This is a genomic window from Streptomyces sp. AM 2-1-1 (assembly GCF_029167645.1).
Lineage (GTDB): Bacteria > Actinomycetota > Actinomycetes > Streptomycetales > Streptomycetaceae > Streptomyces.
The window spans coordinates 1927174-1948200 of sequence record NZ_CP119147.1 but is presented as its reverse complement, the minus strand read 5'-3'; the positions used below and the strand labels follow the sequence as shown (position 1 = coordinate 1948200).

Genomic DNA, 21027 nt, shown 5'->3' with positions numbered 1-21027 from the left:
CACACGCACCATGGGGGAGTCAGGAACCGACGCTCACGGTGAAGCGCCGCGGGTTGCCGTCGTCGGCGGCGCCCGAGACGTCCGGCCGGCCGTCGGGGCGCACGTCGTCGTAGGGGAAGGCGTAACCGATCGGGCTGTTGGCGTGCACGATGCGGGACCAGTGGTTGGTCACCGGCCCCTGGTAGTAGTCCGCGGCGCTCGTGCCGTTCGGCTGGTCCGGGTGGCCGAGCATGATCGACCGGTTGAACCCGGCCGCCAGCCGCGCCAGCAGGGCCTTCTTGTCGTCGGAGTCGGCCGGGTCGTTGGTGAAGGGCCCGTGGTTGCAGGTGAAGACGTCCTTGGAGACCGGCTTGGTGAACGTATGGCCGCCCTCGAAGACGAGGGTGTCCCCGCTGACCCGGCCGGTCCGCACGCCCCGGCCGCCCTGGAGGTCGATCCGCAGGTCGGTGGAGCGGTAGGTCTCCCAGACCTGGTCGATCTGCGCGGTGAACAGGTCCCGGAAGGGCATCCGGTCGGGACGGTCGAAGTACGGAGCCATGAGGTTCTGCGGCGAGACCACCCGCAGCACCCGGCCGTCCGCGTCCCGGGTGACCAGCTCGTCCCACGGCTGTCCGTCGGCCGCCGCCTGCGCGATCAGGCCGTCCGCGATCCGCTGCACCGCGCCGTCCGGCAGCGGAGCGACGGTGTGCGTGCCGTCCCCCTCCAGCGTGAGCCCGATCGGAAGCGCCGTGACGAGGTCGACGTAGCTGATGTTCGCGTACAGCTGCTGCGGGTTGAAGGTGAACTCGCAGAAGGACCAGGTGCGCCCGTAGTTCGGGTCCGCCGAGGTGGCGAAGGCCGGCTCCACCAGGGACGGCCCCGGGTCGAGGTAGAAGTCGAGGGTGTCGTCCCGTACGAAGTAGACCCGGGCGCCGTACATCTGCGGGAGCGTCAGGACGACGGGCGCGCCGCCCGCCGCGTTCAGCGGGATCGAGCAGTCGACCGGCAGCGGAGTCCGCGCGGCGGCGGGGGAGTCCGGCCGGTAGAGGCTGCCGTCCGCGCGGAGCAGCACCCAGCGGTCGGTGCCCTGCTCGTGTCCGGTGACGTAGGCGCGCACCGTGCCCGGCAGCGAGCGGTTCACCAGCGCCAGCTCGCACGTCGCGGCGGCGGCCGAGGCGCGCGGCGAGAGGGCACTCCCCCAGACGGGATAGCTGAGGGCGGCTGCCGAAGCGGCGGCGCCGGCGAAGAACGTGCGACGAGAGATCACGAGGAGCTCCGGAGGGGTGGGGGGTGGGGGTGTACGGAGCGCGACGGGGCCGCGCGGGGCGGTGGGGGCCGCCTGTGGTGCGGACCACTCTCGTCACGCCCGTCACAGGCGTCAAGGGATGTGACTGAGAGCGCTCTCAGAATCGGCGTTTCTTCACAACTCGTCTTCACCAAACCGTTGTTGGCATGTAAGAGGGGCGACGGTGCCGTCTGCGCGGTCAAGAAGTGAAGGTTCTGCGAGGGGGCGGGGGCGCGTCGGCCGCCGGGCCGGAAAGGCGCGCGAGCGGCCCCCGGGGCCGGGGGACCACTAGGCTCTTTGCCGCGCGGACTCCCTGCGCGGCCGCTCGGGCGCTCGACGGCACTTTGTGGGAAATCCACAAGGGGAAGAGGGGTCGGGATGGTGGATCGCACGCATGGTGCGACTGTTCTGTCGCTCCTTGCCAGGAAACGGGTCAGGAGACTGTACGGATTCGACGGCGGTATTCCGCTGCCTGATTCGTAGGGTCGGTACATGACCGTTGTGGACGAAATCCCGGGTGAGCCGAGCGACACGCGTGGCCGGGTGGCCGAACTGCTGACCCTGCGCGAGCAGGCGCGGCGGGGTCCGAGCGACCGGGCCACCGAGGCGCAGCACGCCAAGGGCAAGCTGACCGCCCGCGAGCGCATCGAACTCCTGCTGGACGCCGGTTCGTTCAGGGAGGTCGAGCAGCTCAGGCGGCACCGGGCCACCGGCTTCGGTCTGGAGTCGAAGAAGCCCTACACCGACGGTGTGATTACCGGCTGGGGCACCGTCGACGGCCGGACGGTCTTCGTCTACGCCCACGACTTCCGCATCTTCGGCGGGGCGCTGGGCGAGGCGCACGCCACCAAGATCCACAAGATCATGGACATGGCCATCTCGGCCGGAGCTCCGCTGGTCTCACTGAACGACGGCGCCGGTGCCCGCATCCAGGAGGGCGTGAGCGCGCTCGCCGGCTACGGCGGCATCTTCCAGCGCAACACCCGGGCGTCCGGTGTCATCCCGCAGATCAGCGTGATGCTCGGCCCGTGCGCGGGCGGCGCGGCGTACAGCCCCGCCCTCACCGACTTCGTCTTCATGGTCCGCGAGACCTCGCAGATGTTCATCACCGGCCCGGACGTCGTCAAGGCGGTCACCGGCGAGGAGATCACCCAGAACGGCCTCGGCGGCGCCGACGTGCACGCCGAGACCTCGGGCGTCGCGCACTTCGCGTACGACGACGAGGAGACCTGCATCGCCGAGGTCCGCTACCTCATCGGGATGCTCCCCTCGAACAACCGGGAGAACCCTCCGGCGGTGGCGAGCGACGACCCCGCGGACCGGCGGAGCGACGTCCTGCTGGACCTGGTGCCCGCCGACGGGAACCGCCCGTACGACATGCACAAGGTCATCGAGGAGCTCGTCGACGAGGGCGACTACCTGGAGATCCACGAGCGCTGGGCCCGCAACATCATCTGCGCCCTCGCCCGTCTGGACGGCCAGGTCGTCGGCATCGTCGCCAACCAGCCGCAGTCCCTGGCCGGTGTCCTGGACATCGAGGCGTCCGAGAAGGCCGCCCGCTTCGTCCAGATGTGCGACGCTTTCAACATCCCGATCATCACTCTTCTGGACGTACCCGGCTTCCTCCCGGGCGTGGATCAGGAGCACGGTGGGATCATCCGGCACGGCGCCAAGCTGCTCTACGCGTACTGCAACGCCACCGTGCCGAGGATCTCCCTGATCCTGCGCAAGGCGTACGGCGGTGCGTACATCGTCATGGACAGCCAGTCCATCGGTGCCGACCTGACCTACGCCTGGCCGACCAACGAGATCGCGGTCATGGGAGCCGAAGGTGCCGCCAACGTCATCTTCCGGCGCCAGATCGCCGAGGCCGAGGACCCCGAGGCCATGCGGACCCGCATGGTCAAGGAGTACAAGGCCGAGCTGATGCACCCGTACTACGCCGCGGAGCGCGGTCTGGTCGACGACGTCATCGACCCGGCCGAGACCCGCGAGGTGCTGATCGCCTCGCTCGCGATGCTCCGGAACAAGCACGCCGACCTGCCGTCCCGCAAACACGGCAACCCCCCGCAGTAGTCGACGGCCGCGCGCGATCCGCGCACCGGTCCGACACCCTGCCCAGAAAGACGGAGACACCCCATGAGCGTCACTTCAGCCGAGTCCGTGCTGCGCGTCGAGAAGGGCCACGCCGCCCCCGAGGAGCTCGCGGCCATCACCGCCGTGCTGCTCGCCCGTGCGGCGGGCCGGCCCGGTCCCGTCTCCCGGCGCCGGGAGATGGCCGGATGGCGCCGCCTTGAGCGCACCCCCGGCTTCCGTGCGCCGCACAGCTGGCAGGGCTGAGACCGCTCCCCGGAGGCCTCCGGCGAGAGCCCGAGCCCTCCGGACCACGCGACGCCCCGCGCACGCACGACGCCAGAAGGCCCCTGGAGGGCCCTTGAGTGCCCTTGTGGCCCCGGCCGGGTAACAACCTCCGGCCGGGGCCATTGCATGGCCGGAAACGGCCACCACGGCCGCCGTCGGCCGACGGGGACGCCGGGAAGGCGACGGCCCCGGGCGGAGGGCGGCTCCGGCTCTCCCGGCGTCGGGACCCGGAGAGGCCGCCGGGAAGCCGGCCGCGGGCCTGCCGGCGGCGGAGGCGAGGGACGCCCCGAGCCGGGAAAAGGGCATCGGGAGGCCCGGGGGAAGACGCCGGGACGGGCGGACGGGCCGGACCGGTCCTCCGCCGTGAAGCCGTTGACGCGCTCCGGGGCGATCCGGACGGTCAGCCGGACCTCCTCCGCCTCCTCCGGCGGCGGATCATCGCCCGGACGGCGCCGCGAGAGCCGCCGGCGCAGCGCCTCGTCCGGATCGGGCAGCGGTTCGGCGGCTCCCCGGATCTCGGCCGACCGGTACGGGTCGCCCGGATCGAAGACCGGGGGGCTGACGCGCGGGTCGCGCCCGATGTTCCGGGCCTTCTCGCGTCCGGCGGTCAGGGAGTCGAGGACCGCGTCGCCCCCGCCCTCGAACCACACCACCGGAAGCCCGCGGTCCCCCGCCGGGTCGACCGTGGCGAGGGTGGCGGAGTTCTCGGCGTCCAGAAGAGCGGTGGAGGCGGGGGCGAAGCCCGCGCACGACGTCACGTCCGCCCCCAACAGCGGTACGCCGCACCGGGGTTCCCGCTCCGGAGCGGAGCACCCCTCCGCGGTGGCCGCCACCGGCGCCCCGCGAAGAAACCCCGCCCCCCGGCGACGGCCGGAGGGCGGGGCTTCTCTTTCACGCGGTCGTACCCGGTCGTACCCGGTCGTGACCCTGATCCGCCGGACCCCTAGCGCAGACGGGCCATGAGGGCGTGTTCGACGAGGGTGATGAGGGCGCTCTTGGCGTCCGAGCGGTGGCGGGCGTCGGTGGTGAGGATCGGGGTGTCGGGCCCGATCTGGAGTGCTTCGCGTACTTCGTCGGGGGTGTACGGCTGGTGTCCGTCGAAGCCGTTGAGGGCGATGACGAAGGGGAGGCCGCTGTTCTCGAAGTAGTCGACGGCGGGGAAGCAGTCGGCGAGGCGGCGGGTGTCGACGAGGACGACGGCGCCGATGGCGCCGCGTACCAGGTCGTCCCACATGAACCAGAAACGGTCCTGCCCGGGGGTTCCGAACAGGTAGAGGATCAGGTCCTGGTCCAGGGTGATGCGTCCGAAGTCCATGGCCACCGTGGTGGTGGTCTTGTCCCCGGTGTGGGTCAGGTCGTCGATGCCCGCCGAGGCGGACGTCATCACGGCTTCGGTGCGCAGCGGGTTGATCTCCGAAACGGCACCGACAAACGTGGTCTTACCCACGCCGAAGCCCCCTGCCACCACGATCTTCGCCGAGGTGGTGGAGCGGGCCGCTCCGCCGCTAGAGCTTGCGAAGTCCACTGAGCACCCTTTCGAGCAGTGTCACATCTGGCTGGCCGCCGGCGGTCTCGTCGCCGCCGGGCTGATGGATAGCGACGAGTCCGGCCTCGGCCAGGTCGGCGACGAGGATCCGGGCAACGCCGAGCGGGATCGAGAGAAGGGCCGAGATCTCGGCCACCGACTTGATCTCCAGGCAGAGCCGGCAGATCCGCTGGTGCTCGGGCAACTGCCCTTGCAGCTGGGACGGATCGGCCGTCGTACTGACCAGCGCCTCGATGGCGAGCTGGTAACGCGGCCGCGTCCGTCCGCCGGTCATGGCGTACGGACGGACCAACGGGTTGTGCGCGGCGGGCGCGGGCTGCGCGGGCCCCGGAGGCCGCTGCGCCACCGGTTGGATCCGGGGCGCCGGGGCCTCGTACCGCTGCGGCGGCTCCTGGCGGGGCTGCCACTCGGTGTCCCGCCGCTGGGACCACCCGGGCCCCGGCTGCTGAGGCCAGTCGGCTCCGCGCGGATGCGGCTGCGCGGCCCGCCGGGGCGGGAAGTACGGGTCGTGACCCTGCTGCCCGCCCTCGCCGGCCGAGGCGGAGGGGAAGGTGAAGCGGTCGTCCCCGCGCTCGTCCGGAACCCGCTGACTGCCGTCGTACGGGTGTCCGCCTGTGGGTGCTGCCACGTCTCCTCCTCCTGCTGCCAGTCGCCGGTCCCCGTGGGTCCGCGCCACCGCACCCTATGGCGCGGTGACGAGAAACGCACGGTCTGTCTCCTAGTTGAGAAGACTTCCCTGGAGTTCGGCGCGCAGATCCGGCGTCAGAACACCGCCGGCGCGGTCCACCAGAAGTGCCATTTCGTACCCAACCAGACCGATGTCGGCGTCCGGGTGGGCGAGGACGGCCAGCGAGGATCCGTCCGAGATCGACATGATGAAGAGAAACCCCCGCTCCATCTCCACAACGGTCTGGTTGACGGCGCCGCCCTCGAATATCCGGGAAGCACCCGCGGTCAGCGACGTCAGACCGGAGGCGACGGCCGCCAGCTGGTCGGCACGGTCCCGCGGGAATCCCTCGGACATGGCCAGCAGGAGTCCGTCGGCGGAGACCACCACCGTGTGCGACACCCCGGGGGTGCTGTCCACGAAGCTGGTGATCAACCAGTTGAGATTCTGCGCCGCCTGGCTCATCGGGCTCACACTAACGCTCCTGGTTGTAGGTGTTACCACTGCTGTCCGACCCCTGCTTGCGTCCCTGCTGGATGCCGCGCCGCAGGTTGCTCAACCTGCCGCGGATGTCCTCGGGGGCACGGGAGATCTGGGGGCCGCCCTGCTGGGTCTGCTCCGCGGTGCCCTCGACCAGATTGGCCTTGGGCACCCGCCGGGGAAGCCCCGAGGGGGTTATTCCGCCGGCCTTCGGGTCCCGGAGCTTCTCGGCCCGGACCCAGCGCTCGTCGTTGGTCGAGCGCCAGTCGTCCGGACCCTGGCCGTCCTGCGGCTCGCCGTCCTGGGGGTCGGCGGCCGCCGGGGCGTCCTGCCGCCGGGGTGGAGCGGCCGCTGCGGGAGCGTCGTTCGCCGCCCCGGAGGACGGACGGTGCTGCTGCCCGCCCCGGCGCGGAAGCCCCGCATCGGTCATCTCGTGACCGGCGTTCGCGGTGGGGCCCGAATGATCGAAGCCTACGCGCTCGGAAGTCTCCTCGGGGGCTGCGGGAGCGGATTCCGCTTCTTCCTGGACGGGGGTCGCGTAACCGCCCTGGAAACCGGACTGATCCGGCCATCCGACCTGCTGGTGCTGGTCACCGAGGGGCGTGAACCCGTCACCGTACGAAGGCTGTTGTGCATCCGGAGCCGCGTACGCCGCTTCCGTATAGCCGTTGGCCGCAGGCTGCTGGGCGTCCGTCGCGTAGGTGGCGCCGGAGGCGTACGGGTCGTACGCCACCTGGTGGCCGGTCTGCTCGAAACCCTGGGGGGACGGCTCGAAGGACCCCTGCTCGTACGACCCCTGCGGCTCGAAGGCGCCCTGCTGCGGCTGCTCGAACCCACCCGGGGCGTAGTCGTTCTGGCCGTACGGCGCCTGCTGCGGCTCGTACCCGGTCCCGGGGTAGCCGTTCTGCTCGAACTGCGGCTGCTCCTCGCCGCCGGTGTGGGCGGCCTCCAGGGCAGCCCGGCGCTCCTCGCGCATCAGCGAGCGGCCCACCGGGTCGAGCGCCGACGGGTCACTCTCGTAGCGCGAGTCGTCGAAGCCCAGATCGGCGGCCGTACGCATCCCCGAGAGCTGCGGAGCCGGAGCGAAGGACGGCTGCTCCTGCTCCGGGATGATCGAGGAGACGGTGAAGTCGGCCGGTTCGGTGGCCGATCCGCCACCGCCCCCGTGGGTGATCGCGTCGGGCAGCATGACCAGGGAGGTCGTGCCCGCCTGCTCACCGGAGGGACGCAGCTGGACCCGGACGCCGTGGCGGTCGGAGAGCCGGCCGACCACGAACAGCCCCATCCGCTGCGAGACCGTGGCGTCCACCGTCGGCGGGTTGGCGAGCTTGTGGTTGATGTCGGCGAAGTCCTCGGCGGTGAGGCCGATCCCCTTGTCGTGGATCTCGATCATCACGCGGCCGTCCGGCAGCCGGGTCGCGGTGACACGGACCTTGGTCTGCGGCGACGAGAACACCGTGGCGTTCTCCAGCAGCTCCGCCAGCAGGTGCACGAGGTCGGTCACGGCCTGACCGTGGATCTCGGTGTCCGGGACGCCGGTCAGCTCGATGCGCTCGTACGACTCCACCTCGGAGGAGGCGGCGCGCAGCACGTCCACCAGCGGCACCGGCTGGTTCCAGCGCCGGCCCGGCTCCTCGCCCGCGAGGACCAGGAGGTTCTCGCCGTTGCGGCGCATACGGGTGGCCAGGTGGTCCAGCTTGAAGAGGCTCTCCAGCTGGTCCGGGTCGGCCTCGTTGTTTTCCAGGCCGGTGATGAGGGTCAGCTGGCCCTCGATGAGCGACTGGTTGCGGCGCGAGAGGTTGGTGAAGATCGCGTTGACGTTCCCCCGCAGCATCGCCTGCTCGGAGGCGAGCCGGACGGCCTCGCGGTGCACTTGGTCGAAGGCGCGGGCGACCTCGCCGATCTCGTCGCTCGTGTTGATCGGTATGGGCTCGACCCGGGTGTCGACCCGGCCCGGCTCGGTCCGCGACAACTGGTCGACCAGCGACGGCAGCCGCTGCTCGGCGACGCCGAAGGCGGCGTTGCGCAGCCGGCGCATCGCCCGGCTCATCTGGCGGGCCATGAACCCGGCCACGACGAAGGCGGCGAGCAGCGCGACGACGACGATCGAGGCGTTCACGATGGCGTCGGTCTTGGCATCGGAGGAGATCTGCGCGGCCTCCTCCACCGCCTTGTCCACGAGCTCGTCGGTGACGGTGGCGTACCCCTGGAACTTCGCGGTCGACGCCGCGCTCCAGGTCTCCGGGGTGATCCCCTTCGCCTTCAGTTCGGACGGGGAGAGGCCCTGGCCGATCGCCGCTGCCATTCCGTCGAAGACGGAGCCGTCGACACTGGGCGGGGCCACGAACGGCTTGCCCAGCGCCTCGGCCTGCTCCTTGGCGGCCTTCAGCTGCTCCGCGCCCTCGGCGGCCTTGCCCGCCATGACGTCCTTGAGGCGGTTGATGCTCGCCTGGGTGCCGCCGGAGTTGAACTCACCGAGCGCTATCTGCTCCAGGTAGTTGTACGACCCGAAGGCCTTCACCTGGTCGTTGAACTTCTTGTCGTTCCCGCTCGGGCGCACCAGCAGGTGCAGTCCGATCGACCGCTGGAGCGAGGCCGCTCCCTGCGAGAGCTCCAGCGCGTAGACGGTCCGGCCGTAGCTGGTGACGTTGCCGGTGCCGAGGCCGAGCTCGTTGGCGAACTCCATCAGCGAGTGCTGGATCTGGGTGTACGCCTCTTCGGTCTTCACCGGGTCCATCGCCGTGGCGTACGCGCTCTTGCGCAGCGCCTCCAGCTTCGGCTCCTCGGCCTTGAAGAGCTTCAGACGGCGCAGCAGGCCCGCCTTCTGGGGCATCCGGGCGACGGAGTCGGTGAACTGTGTCGCCGCCTTGTCGGTGGCGGCACGGGTCTCCGCGACGACGGAGGCGTTCGTCTCCTTCGACAGGAGGGGCTGAGCGGTGAGGTCGCGCTCGTTCAGCAGCGCCTGCCCGTACACCGAGGCGGCACGCACCACGAGCGCGGTCTTCTCCGCGTCCTGGGCCTCGTTCCAGGTGTCGATCGACCCCTTCACCTGGAACCCGCCCATGGTGAGGCCCACCAGTGCGGGGATCAGGAGGATCGCGTTCAGCCGCGTCGCCACCCGCCAGTTGCGGGGAGACAGCTTGCTCGTACTGCCGACGGGCGATCCGTCGGCGGCCGCCTCCGCACGGTCGGTGCGCTCCCCGGGGGATCCCACAGTGCGCGGCGGCGTGAAGTTGCCCCGCTCAGGCTGCGTCGGGGAGCCTTCGTTGCTTCGCCTCACTCGACCAACAACCTCTCGGCGTCGGCACCTACGTTGTGCCGGTAAATTCGTTCAGGGCCGTACTACTCGGGAGTTCGCCGCATTTCAGCATGGGGACCGGCCGCGTTCCAAACACTTGAACCGGATCACTCCCCGTGGCGTACGCCTCAGATAAAACGGGCATAAAGAACGAGCCCCGCCAAAAGGCGGGGCTCGTATGAGCAGAGCGGCACCGGACGGATGCGTCGGGTGTCGGCCCGCGGGAAATTCATCGTCGAAACGTTATGAACGCGGAGGCGGATCGTGTCGAAGGACACAGGGCCCGCCCTCGCGCGGCTACGGCAACTTGCCTACGTCTCTACCGACTTATGCCTACTTCAGACGGGCCATGAGGGCGTGTTCGACGAGGGTGATGAGGGCGCTCTTGGCGTCCGCGCGGTGCCGGGCGTCGGTGGTGAGGATCGGGGCGTCCGGTCCGATCTGGAGTGCTTCGCGTACTTCGTCGGGGGTGTACGGCTGGTGTCCGTCGAAGCCGTTGAGGGCGATGACGAAGGGGAGGCCGCTGTTCTCGAAGTAGTCGACGGCGGGGAAGCAGTCGGCGAGGCGGCGGGTGTCGACGAGGACGACGGCGCCGATGGCGCCGCGTACCAGGTCGTCCCACATGAACCAGAAACGGTCCTGCCCGGGGGTTCCGAACAGGTAGAGGATCAGGTCCTGGTCCAGGGTGATGCGTCCGAAGTCCATGGCCACTGTGGTGGTGGTCTTGTCCCCGGTGTGGGTCAGGTCGTCGATGCCCGCCGAGGCGGACGTCATCACGGCTTCGGTGCGCAGCGGGTTGATCTCCGAAACGGCACCGACAAACGTGGTCTTACCCACGCCGAAGCCCCCTGCCACCACGATCTTCGCCGACGTGGTGGAGCGGGTCGTCCCGCCGCTAGAGCTTGCGAAGTCCACTGAGCACCCTTTCGAGCAGTGTCACATCCGGCGTGCCGCCGGCCTCTCCATTGCCCGGCTGGTGGATGGCCACCATGCCGGCTTCCGCCAGGTCCGCGACCAGGATCCGGGCCACACCGAGCGGCATGGACAGCAGAGCCGAAACCTCGGCCACCGACTTGACCTCGCGGCAGAGGTGGCAGATCCGCTGATGCTCGGGCAGCAGCGTTCCCAGGTGCGCGGGGTCGGCCGTCGTACTGACCAACGCCTCGATGGCGAGCTGGTAACGCGGCCGCGTCCGTCCGCCGGTCATGGCGTACGGACGGACCAGCGGCTGGTCGCCCTCCCCGTCGTACGACGCGTGGTGCAGGGCGCCGTACGGATCGGGTGAGGCGGGTGGCGGGGTCATGAATCCTCCGGGCGTGACGGCGAGGTGTCCACTCGCCGTCTGCAAGGGGCCGGTGGGGGCGGTAGCGGCCGGACGAGTGAGGGTGGTGGGCAGTACCTGAGGAGATCGTGAGGGATTTCCGCTGCGCGGCCGCCTAGTGGAGCAGACTGCCCTGGAGCTCGGCGCGCAGGTCGGGCGTGAGGACGGTGCCGGCACGGTCGACGAGCAGAGCCATTTCATAACCCACGAGGCCGATGTCGGCCTCCGGGTGGGCGAGAACGGCCAGCGACGAACCGTCCGAGACCGACATCAGGAACAGGAAGCCGCGCTCCATCTCCACCACCGTCTGGCTGACGGCGCCGCCCTCGAAGATCCGGGAGGCACCGGCGGTCAGCGAGGTGAGCCCGGAGGCGACCGCGGCCAGTTGGTCGGCACGGTCGCGCGGGAATCCTTCGGACATGGCCAGCAGGAGTCCGTCGGCGGAGACCACCACCGTGTGCGACACCCCGGGGGTGTTGTCCACGAAGTTGGTGATCAGCCAGTTCAGATTCTGCGCGGCCTGACTCATGGGGCTCAACTAACGCTCCTGGTGGTGAGTGGGGCCGAGTGGGAAGCTGCCGGTCGACTGGCTGTTCGCCTGCCGACCCTGCTGGATGCCCCGGCGGAGATTGGTCAGACGCCCGCGCACGTCATCGGGCGCACGCGAAACCTGAGGTCCGGACTGGTGATTCTGCTGCTGGGCGGTACCAGGAACCAAATTGGCACGCGGTACCCGGCGGGGAAGCCCCGAAGTGGTGACACCGCCGGCGGCCGGCTTCTTGACACGCTCGGCCTGACGTACGAGCTCGTCGTTGGGCGAGGCCCGCCACGGTCCGGTCGGCGTCGCGTCCCCGGAGGACCGGCGCGGGGCCGGCGGGGTCGGGACGCCCTCGGGCCGCGAGGGATCCACCGTCGCGTCGGCCGGCGGGCCGCCCTGCTGCGGACCGTGGAACCAGTTGGTCTCCAGCGTGTCGTACAGCGGGGTGCGGCCGTCGCCGGGACCGGCCGGCGGCAGCGCCTCGGGGGCGGACCGGCGCGGCGGCAGCGAGCGCGGAGGCAGTTCCCCGGCCGGAGCCGGACGCGGCACGCCCTGCTCCTCGCCGCTGCCGTACCGGCGCGGAGCGGGCAGCCCCTGGCCCTGGCCAGGGGCCCCGAAGTCGGGGCGGGCGAACTGCGCGGTGCTCGCCGGGTCCTGCTGCTGCGGGACCGGCGGCGCCGAGAAGTCGGGGCGGGCGAACTCCGCGGTGGCGGCGGGCACCTGGCGGTCGTCGCCGGGAGTACGCCGGTCCAGCGGCGAGTTGAACCCCCGGTTCGGGAGAGGACCCGTCCCGGCCGCGAACGGGCCCGTGGACTCGGCCTCTTCGTGACCGCGGGGAACGTCGGAGGGACCGCGCCGCTGCGCGCCCTGCTCCTCCATGCCCCAGGTGGTGCTCTGCGGGTGCTGCTGCGGGGGGTTGCCGCCGGGCAGCTCGGCACGCGGACCACCGGGCGGCGGCAGCTGACGGCCGGGGCCGCCCGGCTGCTGGTACCCGCCCTGCGGCTGGTTGCCCTGCCCCTGCTGAGGCTGGTCGCCGTGGCCCGGCGGACGGCCGTACTGCGGCTGCCCACCCCGGCCCTGCTGCGGGTCCTGGCCGAACTGACCGGCCGGACCGTTCTGGCCCTGGCCCTGGTGGGCCGGATTGCCCTGGCCCTGCCACGGCTGCTGCTGTCCGGGGGCGCCGAACACGTCCTGCCGCGCGGGCCTGCCGCCCTGCTCCGGCCGGCCCATCGGCGTCTGCGTGGCCCCGGCGTTGTGTCCGAAGAGGTTCGGCTGGTCCTGCTCCTGACCGCCCCGCGGACCGCGGGCACCCAGCCGGGCGCCACCGCCCTGCCGCTGAGGCTCGGGCCGTCCGAAGTCCTGCGGACCCTGCGGCCGGCCGGCCTGCGGACCGCCCTGGGGAGCGGACGGGCCGCCGGGCTGCCGCTGAGGTCCCCCGGTCTGCGGTCCGCCCTGCCGGCCGGGCCCCTGGGGGCCACGCGGTCCCGAGTCCCGGGAGGGCAGCGCCGCACGCGGGCCGGAGCCCGTGCCGACCTGACCGCGGGCGGGCGCCGAAGCGGCGAGACCCTTGGCGGCCTGCGAGCCACCGAGACCGGCGCGAGGAACACCCGCACCGGAGTTGCCGCCGGCGAGCAGACCGCCCGGCGCGCTCGGGGCCTGCCCCGCGCCGCTCTTGGACGGGGGCTGCTTGCCGCCCTGCGCGACGTCCACGGGCAGCATGACGAGCGCCGTGGTGCCACCGGAGTCCGAGGGCCGGAGCTGGATGCGGATGCCGTGACGCAGGGAGAGCCGGCCGACCACGAAGAGGCCCATGCGGCGCGAGACCGACACGTCCACGGTGGGCGGCGAGGCGAGCCGCTCGTTGATCGCCGCGAGGTCCTCGGGCGAGAGGCCGATGCCGGTGTCGTGGATCTCGACGAGAACCCGTCCGTCCGGCAGCGCGTGACCGGTGACCCGGACCTTCGTCTGCGGCGAGGAGAACGACGTGGCGTTCTCCAGCAGCTCGGCGAGGAGGTGCACGAGGTCGTTGACGACCCGGCCGGCCACTTCGGTGGCGGGGACCGCGGCCAGTTCGATGCGCTCGTACTGCTCCACCTCGGAGGCGGCGGCGCGGAGCACGTCGACCAGCGGGACGGGGCGCGTCCACCGGCGGCCCGGCTCCTCACCGGCGAGGACGAGGAGGTTCTCGCCGTTCCGGCGCATACGGGTCGCGAGGTGGTCGAGCTTGAAGAGCGAGGAGAGCTGGTCCGGGTCGGCCTCGCGCGACTCCAGTTCGGAGATGAGCGAGAGCTGACGCTGGATGAGGCCCTGGCTGCGGCGCGAGAGGTTGGTGAACATCGCGTTGACGTTTCCTCGCAGGAGCGCCTGCTCGGCGGCGAGGCGGACGGCCTCACGGTGCACGTCGTCGAAGGCCGCGGCCACCTGGCCGATCTCGTCCCGGGAGTGCACACCCACGGATTCGACGGAGGTGTCGACGTCCTGCGGGTCGGTCTCGGAGAGCTGGCGCACGAGCTCGGGCAGCCGGTCCTGGGCGACCCGGGTCGCGGTGTCCTGGAGACGGCGCAGCGAGCGGATCATGGACCGCGCCACGACGAACGCGCCCACGAGGGAGACGCCGAGCACCAGCAGGATGATGGCACCGTTGAGGATCGCCTCGCGCTGGGAGGCCTCGCGCAGCTCGCGCGCCTTGCCCTCCATGTCGCTGAGGAGGGTCGCCTCGATGGTCTCCATCGCCTGGATCTTGGTCGAGCTCTGGTCGTACCAGTCGAGGTACGAACGCGACTTGCGGCCCTTCATGCCGACCGTCGTGTCGAGCACCTGCTTGGCGTAGGTGTCGGCGGCCTGGATCTCCGGGTTGCCACTGGTCAGCGGCGCGGTGAGGTCGGAGGCGCTGTTGCCGGTGGTCGCGTAGATCGTCTCGAAGGAGTTCATCGACAGGCTCTCCTTGCGGAGGGCGTTGCGACCGAACTGCTTGTCGTTGTCACCGAGGTGCGTCGTCTTGCTGTTGCCGCCCGGCAGAGCGGCGGCGATGACCGCCCGCTGGACCGAGGCGTACTCCTTGGCGGAGGAGAAGGCCGCCAGCGCACGGGTGCGCTTGATCATCTCCGGGCTGGAGGTCGCCTGCGCCATGTCCTGGGAGAGGCTCAGCAGCGAGGTGATCAACTGGCTGTACTGGTCGATCGTGTTGACGCTCGGGCTGCCCTGGGCGTAGGCCGTCTTGCGGATGTCGCGGATCTGCCCGAGCTGCGTCGCGATCATGTTGACGCTGGCGTGGATGCCTTCCAGCGCCTCGTCGTCCTCGGTGTCCCCGATGGCCATGGTGGCTTCGAGGAAGGCGTCCTTGGCCCGGTCCGTCTTCTTCCGGGGCTCGGTGACCTTGTAGTTGGTCGCCTTGACACCGTTGGAGAGCGGTCCCGCCGACTGGTCGCGCTCGACCTGCAGGGCCTGCGCGAGCGCGGTGGCCTGCTTGGTCATCTGCGTCAGCAGCTGCATGTGCTCCAGCTGCTGGATGTCGTTCATGGACTCGTTGATACGGAGCCCGCCGAGCGAGGTCGCCGCGACCACGGGGAGCGCCAGGAGGGAGACGAGACGGGTGCTGATGCGCCAGTTACGCAGTGCTACGCGTGAACCCGTACTGGCCCGCTCACGGGGTTGTGCCGCCGCTGCCGGTTCGGCGGCTTCGGTCGTCGTGGATCCCGGGCGCGAAGTCGGCTCCGGACCGTCGCCGGACCCCGCGGCCCCGGGATTCTGGGCGTGCTGGGGCGAGGAACCGCGGTCGGTCCCGCCGCGCGGCTCCTGTTCCGCCGGAGCGCTGCCATCCCTCTTGAAACGTCCCTGCACTAGCGTCGCAACCTCTGGACCAGGCGTCCCTCCGCATGACGCGGTGGTGACGGTGTCGGCGTGTCGGGGCACTGGACGCGCCCCATGGTGGTCGATGAACGACCGGCGTTCTTGAACCCCCTCCGCCGCCACTCGGCGCTGCGTTGCGCCCCTGCGCGCCGGTCTCTACCCGCGGCGGTGCGTGGAATTCCAGCACAGTGCCGGACCTCCAACAAGGGCCGCGGACTCCCCATGGGCGGGCGTGACGTCCTGTGATGGGGGCGTGACCAGCCGTGCAGCGCGTTCCCGTGGAAAGTGGATCATTCCGGACGGGGAGGCTGGAAGAGTGCGGTGTCCCATCCCTGATGATCAGGAGCGGAATGGAGCATTCAGTACTGCATTGTCCGTTTCCTCTTGCGTGATCATCATTCCGCTATGCGGCATTTGTTACCTCATTCGTGAGGAAACTCACATGATGATCGCCGTCTCATCCCGGCCAATGTCGGGAAATCGATGTTTAGCCTGACGCATTACTTGGGATGGCGACCCCACGGACGGGCCCCCGGGGTACGCCCCCGGCGGCAAGGTCGCACGGCGGACGAACACCACGCGGCCCCGCGAGCTCGCCAACTCCCGGCGCACCACGCCGGCGCATCCCGACGACCCCTCCACGCCGAGCGCCCCCGAGCGACCCGCTCACCCGGTCGACCTGCCCGCGCGCGGACGACCGACCCGCGCCGCACCGTCCTCCGGCAGGCGCACATGCCGGCACCCGTGCGCCGGGGGAGATCCGGGGAGTGGCGGTCGGCGGTCGGCCGGACACTCCCGGTCTCCGCACGGCGAGGCGATAGCCTGGAGCGTCAGTCTTCAGCCAGCCAGCAAGTGAGGGGCGACAGCATCCCGTGCGCATCGCCAGGTTCTCCATCGACGGCAATGTCGCCTTCGGCGCCGTCGAGGGTGAGGGCACCGTGGAATCCGGTGGCCTCGTGCTCGACATCATCAAGGGCATTCCGTACGCCGACTTCGAGCTCTCCGGCACCAAGGTCCCGCTGAGCAAGGTCAGGCTCCTGCCCCCCGTGCTGCCCAACAAGGTCGTGGCCATCGGCCGCAACTACGCGGAGCACGCCGCCGAACTGGGCAACGAGGTCGGGGACGTCCCGGTCGCCTTCTTCAAGCCCACCACCTCGGTGATCGGCTCCGGCGACGCCATCGAGTACCCCTCCTTCTCGGACGAGGTCCACTACGAGGGCGAACTCGCCGTGGTGATCGGCCGCATGTGCCGTGAGGTCCCCCGCGAGCGCGTGAAGGACGTCATCCTGGGCTACACCTGCGCCAACGACGTCACCGCCCGTGACGCGCAGAAGCGCGAGAAGCAGTGGGCGCGGGCCAAGGGCTTCGACACCTCCTGCCCGCTCGGCCCCTGGGTGGAGACCGACCTCGACCCGTCCGACCTGACGATCCAGACGACCGTCAACGGAGAACAGCGCCAGCTCGGCCGCACCAGCGAGATGGTCCGTTCCATCGAGGACCTGGTCGTCCACATCACCGAGGCGATGACGCTCCTCCCGGGCGACGTCATCCTCACCGGCACTCCCGCGGGGGTCGGCCCCCTGCACGTCGGCGACGAGGTCGCCGTCACCATCGAAGGCATCGGCACTCTCACCAACAAGGTGATCACGCGTGGTTAACGGCTCTTCTCCCCGTGTCCGGTTCTGTCCCTCCCCGACCGGAAACCCCCACGTGGGCCTGGTCCGGACGGCCCTCTTCAACTGGGCCTTCGCCCGACACCACCAGGGCACGCTGGTCTTCCGCATCGAGGACACCGACGCGGCGCGCGACTCCGAGGAGTCGTACCAGCAGTTGCTCGACTCGATGCGGTGGCTCGGCTTCGACTGGGACGAGGGTCCCGAGGTCGGCGGCCCGCACGCCCCGTACCGGCAGTCGCAGCGGATGGACGTCTACCGTGACGTCGCCGAGAAGCTGAAGGCCGGCGGGTACGCGTACGACTGCTACTGCACCACCGCGGAGCTCGACGCCCGCCGCGACGCCGCCCGCGCGGCCGGCAAGCCCTCCGGGTACGACGGTGCCTGCCGCGACCTCACCGCCGAGCAGAAGGCGGCGTACGAGGCCGAGGGCCGTTCGCACATCGTGCGCTTCCGGATGCCCGACGTGCCGCAGACCTTCACCGACCTGGTCCGCGGTGAGCTGACCTTCCAGCCGGAGAACGTGCCGGACTACGGCATCGTCCGCGCCAACGGCGCCCCCCTGTACACGCTCGTCAACCCCGTCGACGACGCGCTGATGGAGATCACCCACGTCCTGCGCGGCGAGGACCTGCTCTCCTCCACCCCCCGCCAGCTCGCCCTGTACGCGGCCCTGACCGAGCTGGGCATCGCCAAGGCCACCCCCCTCTTCGGCCACCTGCCCTACGTCATGGGCGAGGGCAACAAGAAGCTGTCCAAGCGGGACCCCGAGGCGTCGCTCAACCTCTACCGGGAACGCGGCTTCCTCCCGGAAGGGCTGCTCAACTACCTCTCGCTGCTGGGCTGGTCGATCGCCGAGGACCGCGACATCTTCTCCGTCGAGGAGATGGTGGCCGCTTTCGACATCGCGGACGTCAACGCCAACCCGGCCCGCTTCGACCTCAAGAAGGCCGAACACATCAACGCCGAGCACATCCGCCGGCTCGACGTGAAGGACTTCACCGAGGCGTGCGGCCCCTGGCTGCGGGCGCCGTACGCGAACTGGGCCCCCGAGGCGTTCGACGCGGACCGGTTCGCCGCGATCGCGCCGCACGCCCAGACACGGGTGACGGTCCTCTCGGACATCACCGCCAACGTCGACTTCCTCTTCCTGGACCGGCCCGTCGAGGACGAGGCGTCCTGGGCCAAGGCGATGAAGGAGGGCTCCGACGCCCTGCTGTCCACCGCCCGCGCCAACCTCGCCGGCGCCGAGTGGAACGCCGAGGCACTCAAGAGCGCCGTCCTCGCGGCGGGCGAGGCCCACGGCCTCAAGCTCGGCAAGGCTCAGGCCCCGGTGCGCGTCGCCGTCACCGGCCGTACGGTCGGCCTGCCGCTCTTCGAGTCCATGGAGATCCTGGGCCGCGAGAAGACGCTGGCCCGGGTGGACGCGGCCCTCGCCAAGCTGACCGCGTAACCCACCACCGCACGTACGCACCTCCCGAGGGGGCGGAGCGCCGGAACCCCGGCGCTCCGCCCCCTCGGGCATGTCCGGCGCCTCGCCGGCCCCTTGCACCGCGCCCGTGCGCGCCCCCGTCCTTGGCCGGTTGTCGCCGGGCCCGCCGGGCGAGGGGCCGGTAGCGTGGCGGACATGCCGATCCGCGCCGTGCTCTGGGACATCGACGACACGCTCTTCGACTATTCGGGCGCCGACCGCATCGCCATGGCGCGGCTGCTGGAGCTGGAGGGACTGCCCGCCCGCTACACCACGCCCGAGGAGGCGCTGGACGCCTGGCGGGTGATCACCGCACGCCACTGGGCGCGGTTCGCCGCCGGGGAGGCGGACTTCGGCGGGCAGCGCAGGGACCGGGTGCGGGAGTTCCTGGCGCGTGACCTGGAGGACACGGAGGCCGACGCGTGGTTCCGGCGGCACGCGGCCCACTACGAAGCCGCCTGGAGCCTCTTCCCGGACGTGATCCCGGTCCTCGACCTGCTGGACGGCTACCGCCACGGCGTCCTGTCGAACTCCAGCTCCGGCCACCAGGACCGCAAACTGGTCGCGCTGGGCGTCCGGCACCGGTTCGAGGCCCTGCTCTGCGCCGTGGAGCTGGGTGTCTCCAAGCCGGAGCCGGGCGCCTTCCACGCCGCCTGCGAGGCGCTCGCGCTGGAGCCGCACGAGGTGGCGTACGTCGGGGACGAGCCGGACATCGACGCCGCCGGGGCGGTCGCGGCGGGGTTGAAGGGGATCTGGCTGGACCGCGGGCAGCGGGGCGGCCGGGCCGATCTCGTACGGATCACGGGCCTCGGGCAGCTGCCGGCGCTGCTGTCGGGCGATACCCGTTTTGGAGCGTCGGACACCTTCGGGTAATGTTCTTTCTGCGCCGCCCGAGCGGGCCGAAAGATCCGGCCGGGAAGCGCAGACAGGGACAAGACCCGCAGGGGTTGCGTTTCAGTGGGCTATGGTGTAATTGGCAACACTACGGTTTCTGGTACCGTCATTCTAGGTTCGAGTCCTGGTAGCCCAGCGCAAGACCGAAGCAAGACAGCACGATCGAAGCAACAAGCCCCCGTTGTGTAGCGGCCTAGCACGCTGCCCTCTCACGGCAGTAGCGCCGGTTCGAATCCGGTCGGGGGTACAGATCCTTCCCGCGGGAACAAACCGGGTCGCACCCGATGTACTCGATGCAGGATCGCTAGGGCCCCCGTTGTGTAGCGGCCTAGCACGCTGCCCTCTCACGGCAGTAGCGCCGGTTCGAATCCGGTCGGGGGTACGTACCACACCATGGGCTATGGTGTAATTGGCAACACTACGGTTTCTGGTACCGTCATTCTAGGTTCGAGTCCTGGTAGCCCAGCGCAAGACCGAAGCACCACAGCAAGTCCGAAGTAACAAGCCCCCGTTGTGTAGCGGCCTAGCACGCTGCCCTCTCACGGCAGTAGCGCCGGTTCGAATCCGGTCGGGGGTACAAGCAGAGCAGGAAGCGGAAGGCCCTTCACGCAGGTGAAGGGCCTTCTTCGTCTGTCCGGACACGCGGGGCTCTCCGACGGGCGGGCAACTCCCGGGCGGGGAGCGGCCGTTGGTGTGGGTGCCAAGGCCTTGGCGGCGGTCGCCTGCCCCTGCCGCTGTCGCCCGGTTGCCGGAGTCTCGACATGAGGAAGGCCGCCACGACGCTGGGGCGGCCACGAGGAAAGGTGAGGACGGCGGGCACGGACGGGCCGGCGGAGGAACGGGGGCCGGCGGGGCGGGCGGGAGACGGGCGTCGGGGTACGGGTCAGCCGCGGCGCAGCGCCTCGCTCAGCCGGGCCGCCGAGTCGATGACTGCCTGCGCGTGCATCCGGCCCGGGTGCCGGGTCAGCCGCTCGATCGGTCCGGAGATCGAGACGGCTGCCACCACCCGGTTCGACGGACCGCGCACCGGCGCGGAGACCGAGGCGACGCCCGGCTCGCGCTCGCCGATCGACTGGGCCCATCCCCGGCGGCGTACCCCGGAGAGGGCCGTCGCGGTGAACCGGGCGCCCTGGAGGCCCCGGTGAAGCCGCTCGGGCTCCTCCCAGGCCATCAGGATCTGCGCGGAGGATCCCGCCTTCATGGTGAGCGTGGAGCCGACCGGCACCGTGTCCCTGAGCCCGGACAGCCGCTCGGCCGCGGCGACACAGATGCGCATGTCGCCCTGGCGCCGGTAGAGCTGCGCGCTCTCGCCCGTGATGTCGCGGAGGTGGGTGAGCACGGGTCCGGCCGTCGCCAGGAGGCGGTCCTCGCCCGCCGCCGCGGCGAGCTCGGCGAGCCGCGGGCCGAGGATGAACCGGCCCTGCATGTCCCGGGCCACCAGGCGGTGGTGCTCGAGGGCCACGGCCAGTCGGTGGGCCGTGGGGCGAGCGAGACCGGTCGCCGCGACCAGCCCGGCGAGGGTGGCCGGACCGGACTCCAGAGCGCTCAGTACGAGTGCAGCCTTGTCGAGAACGCCGACGCCGCTAGAGTTGTCCATACGACGATATTCGCGTCTCACTCTGTGAAACGCAAGTTCAATTTTCGCTGGAAGTTGCGAACCTGTAC

General features: G+C 70.7%; 15 protein-coding genes, 5 tRNA genes and 1 pseudogene. 10 read left to right on the top strand and 11 right to left on the bottom strand.

Annotated features, from left to right (window positions below):
• Positions 1–19: 19 nt before the first annotated feature.
• Entirely contained in the window at positions 20–1246 is a 1227-nt protein-coding gene (locus PZB77_RS08180) for a glycoside hydrolase family 64 protein (RefSeq protein ID WP_275491897.1), read from the bottom strand.
• A 510-nt stretch (positions 1247–1756) separates the two neighbouring features.
• Between PZB77_RS08180 and PZB77_RS08175 the strand changes: the two genes are divergently transcribed.
• Positions 1757–3340, top strand: coding sequence for an acyl-CoA carboxylase subunit beta (locus PZB77_RS08175; RefSeq protein ID WP_275491896.1), 1584 nt, complete (start codon positions 1757–1759; stop codon positions 3338–3340).
• Positions 3341–3403: 63 nt separating this feature from the next.
• A complete protein-coding gene (locus PZB77_RS08170) occupies positions 3404–3604 on the top strand; it encodes an acyl-CoA carboxylase subunit epsilon (RefSeq protein WP_275491895.1) in 201 nt (66 codons plus the stop codon).
• 515 nt (positions 3605–4119) lie between these two features.
• Here PZB77_RS08170 and PZB77_RS08165 read toward each other — a convergent pair.
• The 9 genes and pseudogenes from PZB77_RS08165 to PZB77_RS08125 form a co-directional block, all read right to left on the bottom strand.
• Positions 4120–4383: pseudogene (locus tag PZB77_RS08165) on the bottom strand (pyridoxamine 5'-phosphate oxidase family protein); the annotation flags it as partial.
• Between the two features lie 185 nt (positions 4384–4568).
• Entirely contained in the window at positions 4569–5150 is a 582-nt protein-coding gene (locus tag PZB77_RS08160; protein WP_148021028.1) for an ATP/GTP-binding protein, read from the bottom strand.
• Positions 5131–5799 carry a DUF742 domain-containing protein gene (locus tag PZB77_RS08155; protein ID WP_275491894.1) on the bottom strand — a complete coding sequence of 223 codons (669 nt, stop codon included), beginning with the start codon at positions 5797–5799 and terminating at the stop codon, positions 5131–5133. Before PZB77_RS08155 ends, PZB77_RS08160 begins: the two co-directional genes overlap by 20 nt.
• Before the next feature lie 90 nt (positions 5800–5889).
• Entirely contained in the window at positions 5890–6303 is a 414-nt protein-coding gene (locus PZB77_RS08150; protein WP_266709517.1) for a roadblock/LC7 domain-containing protein, read from the bottom strand.
• 10 nt (positions 6304–6313) lie between these two features.
• The gene (locus PZB77_RS08145) at positions 6314–9598 is read right to left on the bottom strand and encodes a nitrate- and nitrite sensing domain-containing protein (RefSeq protein ID WP_275491893.1); all 3285 of its coding nucleotides are present in this window, start codon (positions 9596–9598) and stop codon (positions 6314–6316) included.
• Positions 9599–9949: 351 nt separating this feature from the next.
• Complete coding sequence (locus PZB77_RS08140; protein ID WP_275491892.1) at positions 9950–10531, bottom strand: ATP/GTP-binding protein; 582 nt, start codon at positions 10529–10531, stop codon at positions 9950–9952.
• Positions 10512–10919, bottom strand: coding sequence for a DUF742 domain-containing protein (locus tag PZB77_RS08135; RefSeq protein ID WP_266709549.1), 408 nt, complete (start codon positions 10917–10919; stop codon positions 10512–10514). Before PZB77_RS08135 ends, PZB77_RS08140 begins: the two co-directional genes overlap by 20 nt.
• Before the next feature lie 133 nt (positions 10920–11052).
• Positions 11053–11466 carry a roadblock/LC7 domain-containing protein gene (locus tag PZB77_RS08130; RefSeq protein ID WP_323180487.1) on the bottom strand — a complete coding sequence of 138 codons (414 nt, stop codon included), beginning with the start codon at positions 11464–11466 and terminating at the stop codon, positions 11053–11055.
• A 9-nt stretch (positions 11467–11475) separates the two neighbouring features.
• The gene (locus PZB77_RS08125) at positions 11476–15315 is read right to left on the bottom strand and encodes a nitrate- and nitrite sensing domain-containing protein (RefSeq protein ID WP_275491891.1); all 3840 of its coding nucleotides are present in this window, start codon (positions 15313–15315) and stop codon (positions 11476–11478) included.
• An 881-nt stretch (positions 15316–16196) separates the two neighbouring features.
• On the opposite strand from PZB77_RS08125, the gene PZB77_RS08120 reads away from it, so the two are divergent.
• From PZB77_RS08120 to PZB77_RS08085, 8 genes are all read left to right on the top strand, one after another.
• Entirely contained in the window at positions 16197–16982 is a 786-nt protein-coding gene (locus tag PZB77_RS08120) for a fumarylacetoacetate hydrolase family protein (protein WP_275491890.1), read from the top strand.
• Entirely contained in the window at positions 16975–18450 is a 1476-nt protein-coding gene (gene gltX, locus PZB77_RS08115) for a glutamate--tRNA ligase (RefSeq protein WP_275491889.1), read from the top strand. Before PZB77_RS08120 ends, gltX begins: the two co-directional genes overlap by 8 nt.
• Before the next feature lie 174 nt (positions 18451–18624).
• Complete coding sequence (locus tag PZB77_RS08110; protein WP_275491888.1) at positions 18625–19341, top strand: HAD family hydrolase; 717 nt, start codon at positions 18625–18627, stop codon at positions 19339–19341.
• Between the two features lie 85 nt (positions 19342–19426).
• A tRNA-Gln gene (locus PZB77_RS08105) sits at positions 19427–19498 on the top strand.
• A 38-nt stretch (positions 19499–19536) separates the two neighbouring features.
• Positions 19537–19609 (top strand) — tRNA-Glu (locus PZB77_RS08100).
• A 62-nt stretch (positions 19610–19671) separates the two neighbouring features.
• Positions 19672–19744 (top strand) — tRNA-Glu (locus PZB77_RS08095).
• 12 nt (positions 19745–19756) lie between these two features.
• Positions 19757–19828: transfer RNA gene (locus tag PZB77_RS08090), tRNA-Gln, on the top strand.
• 38 nt (positions 19829–19866) lie between these two features.
• Positions 19867–19939: transfer RNA gene (locus PZB77_RS08085), tRNA-Glu, on the top strand.
• Positions 19940–20245: 306 nt separating this feature from the next.
• On the opposite strand, the gene ndgR is transcribed toward PZB77_RS08085, so the two are convergent.
• Positions 20246–20959 carry an IclR family transcriptional regulator NdgR gene (gene ndgR, locus PZB77_RS08080; RefSeq protein WP_275491887.1) on the bottom strand — a complete coding sequence of 238 codons (714 nt, stop codon included), beginning with the start codon at positions 20957–20959 and terminating at the stop codon, positions 20246–20248.
• Positions 20960–21027 lie beyond the last annotated feature (68 nt).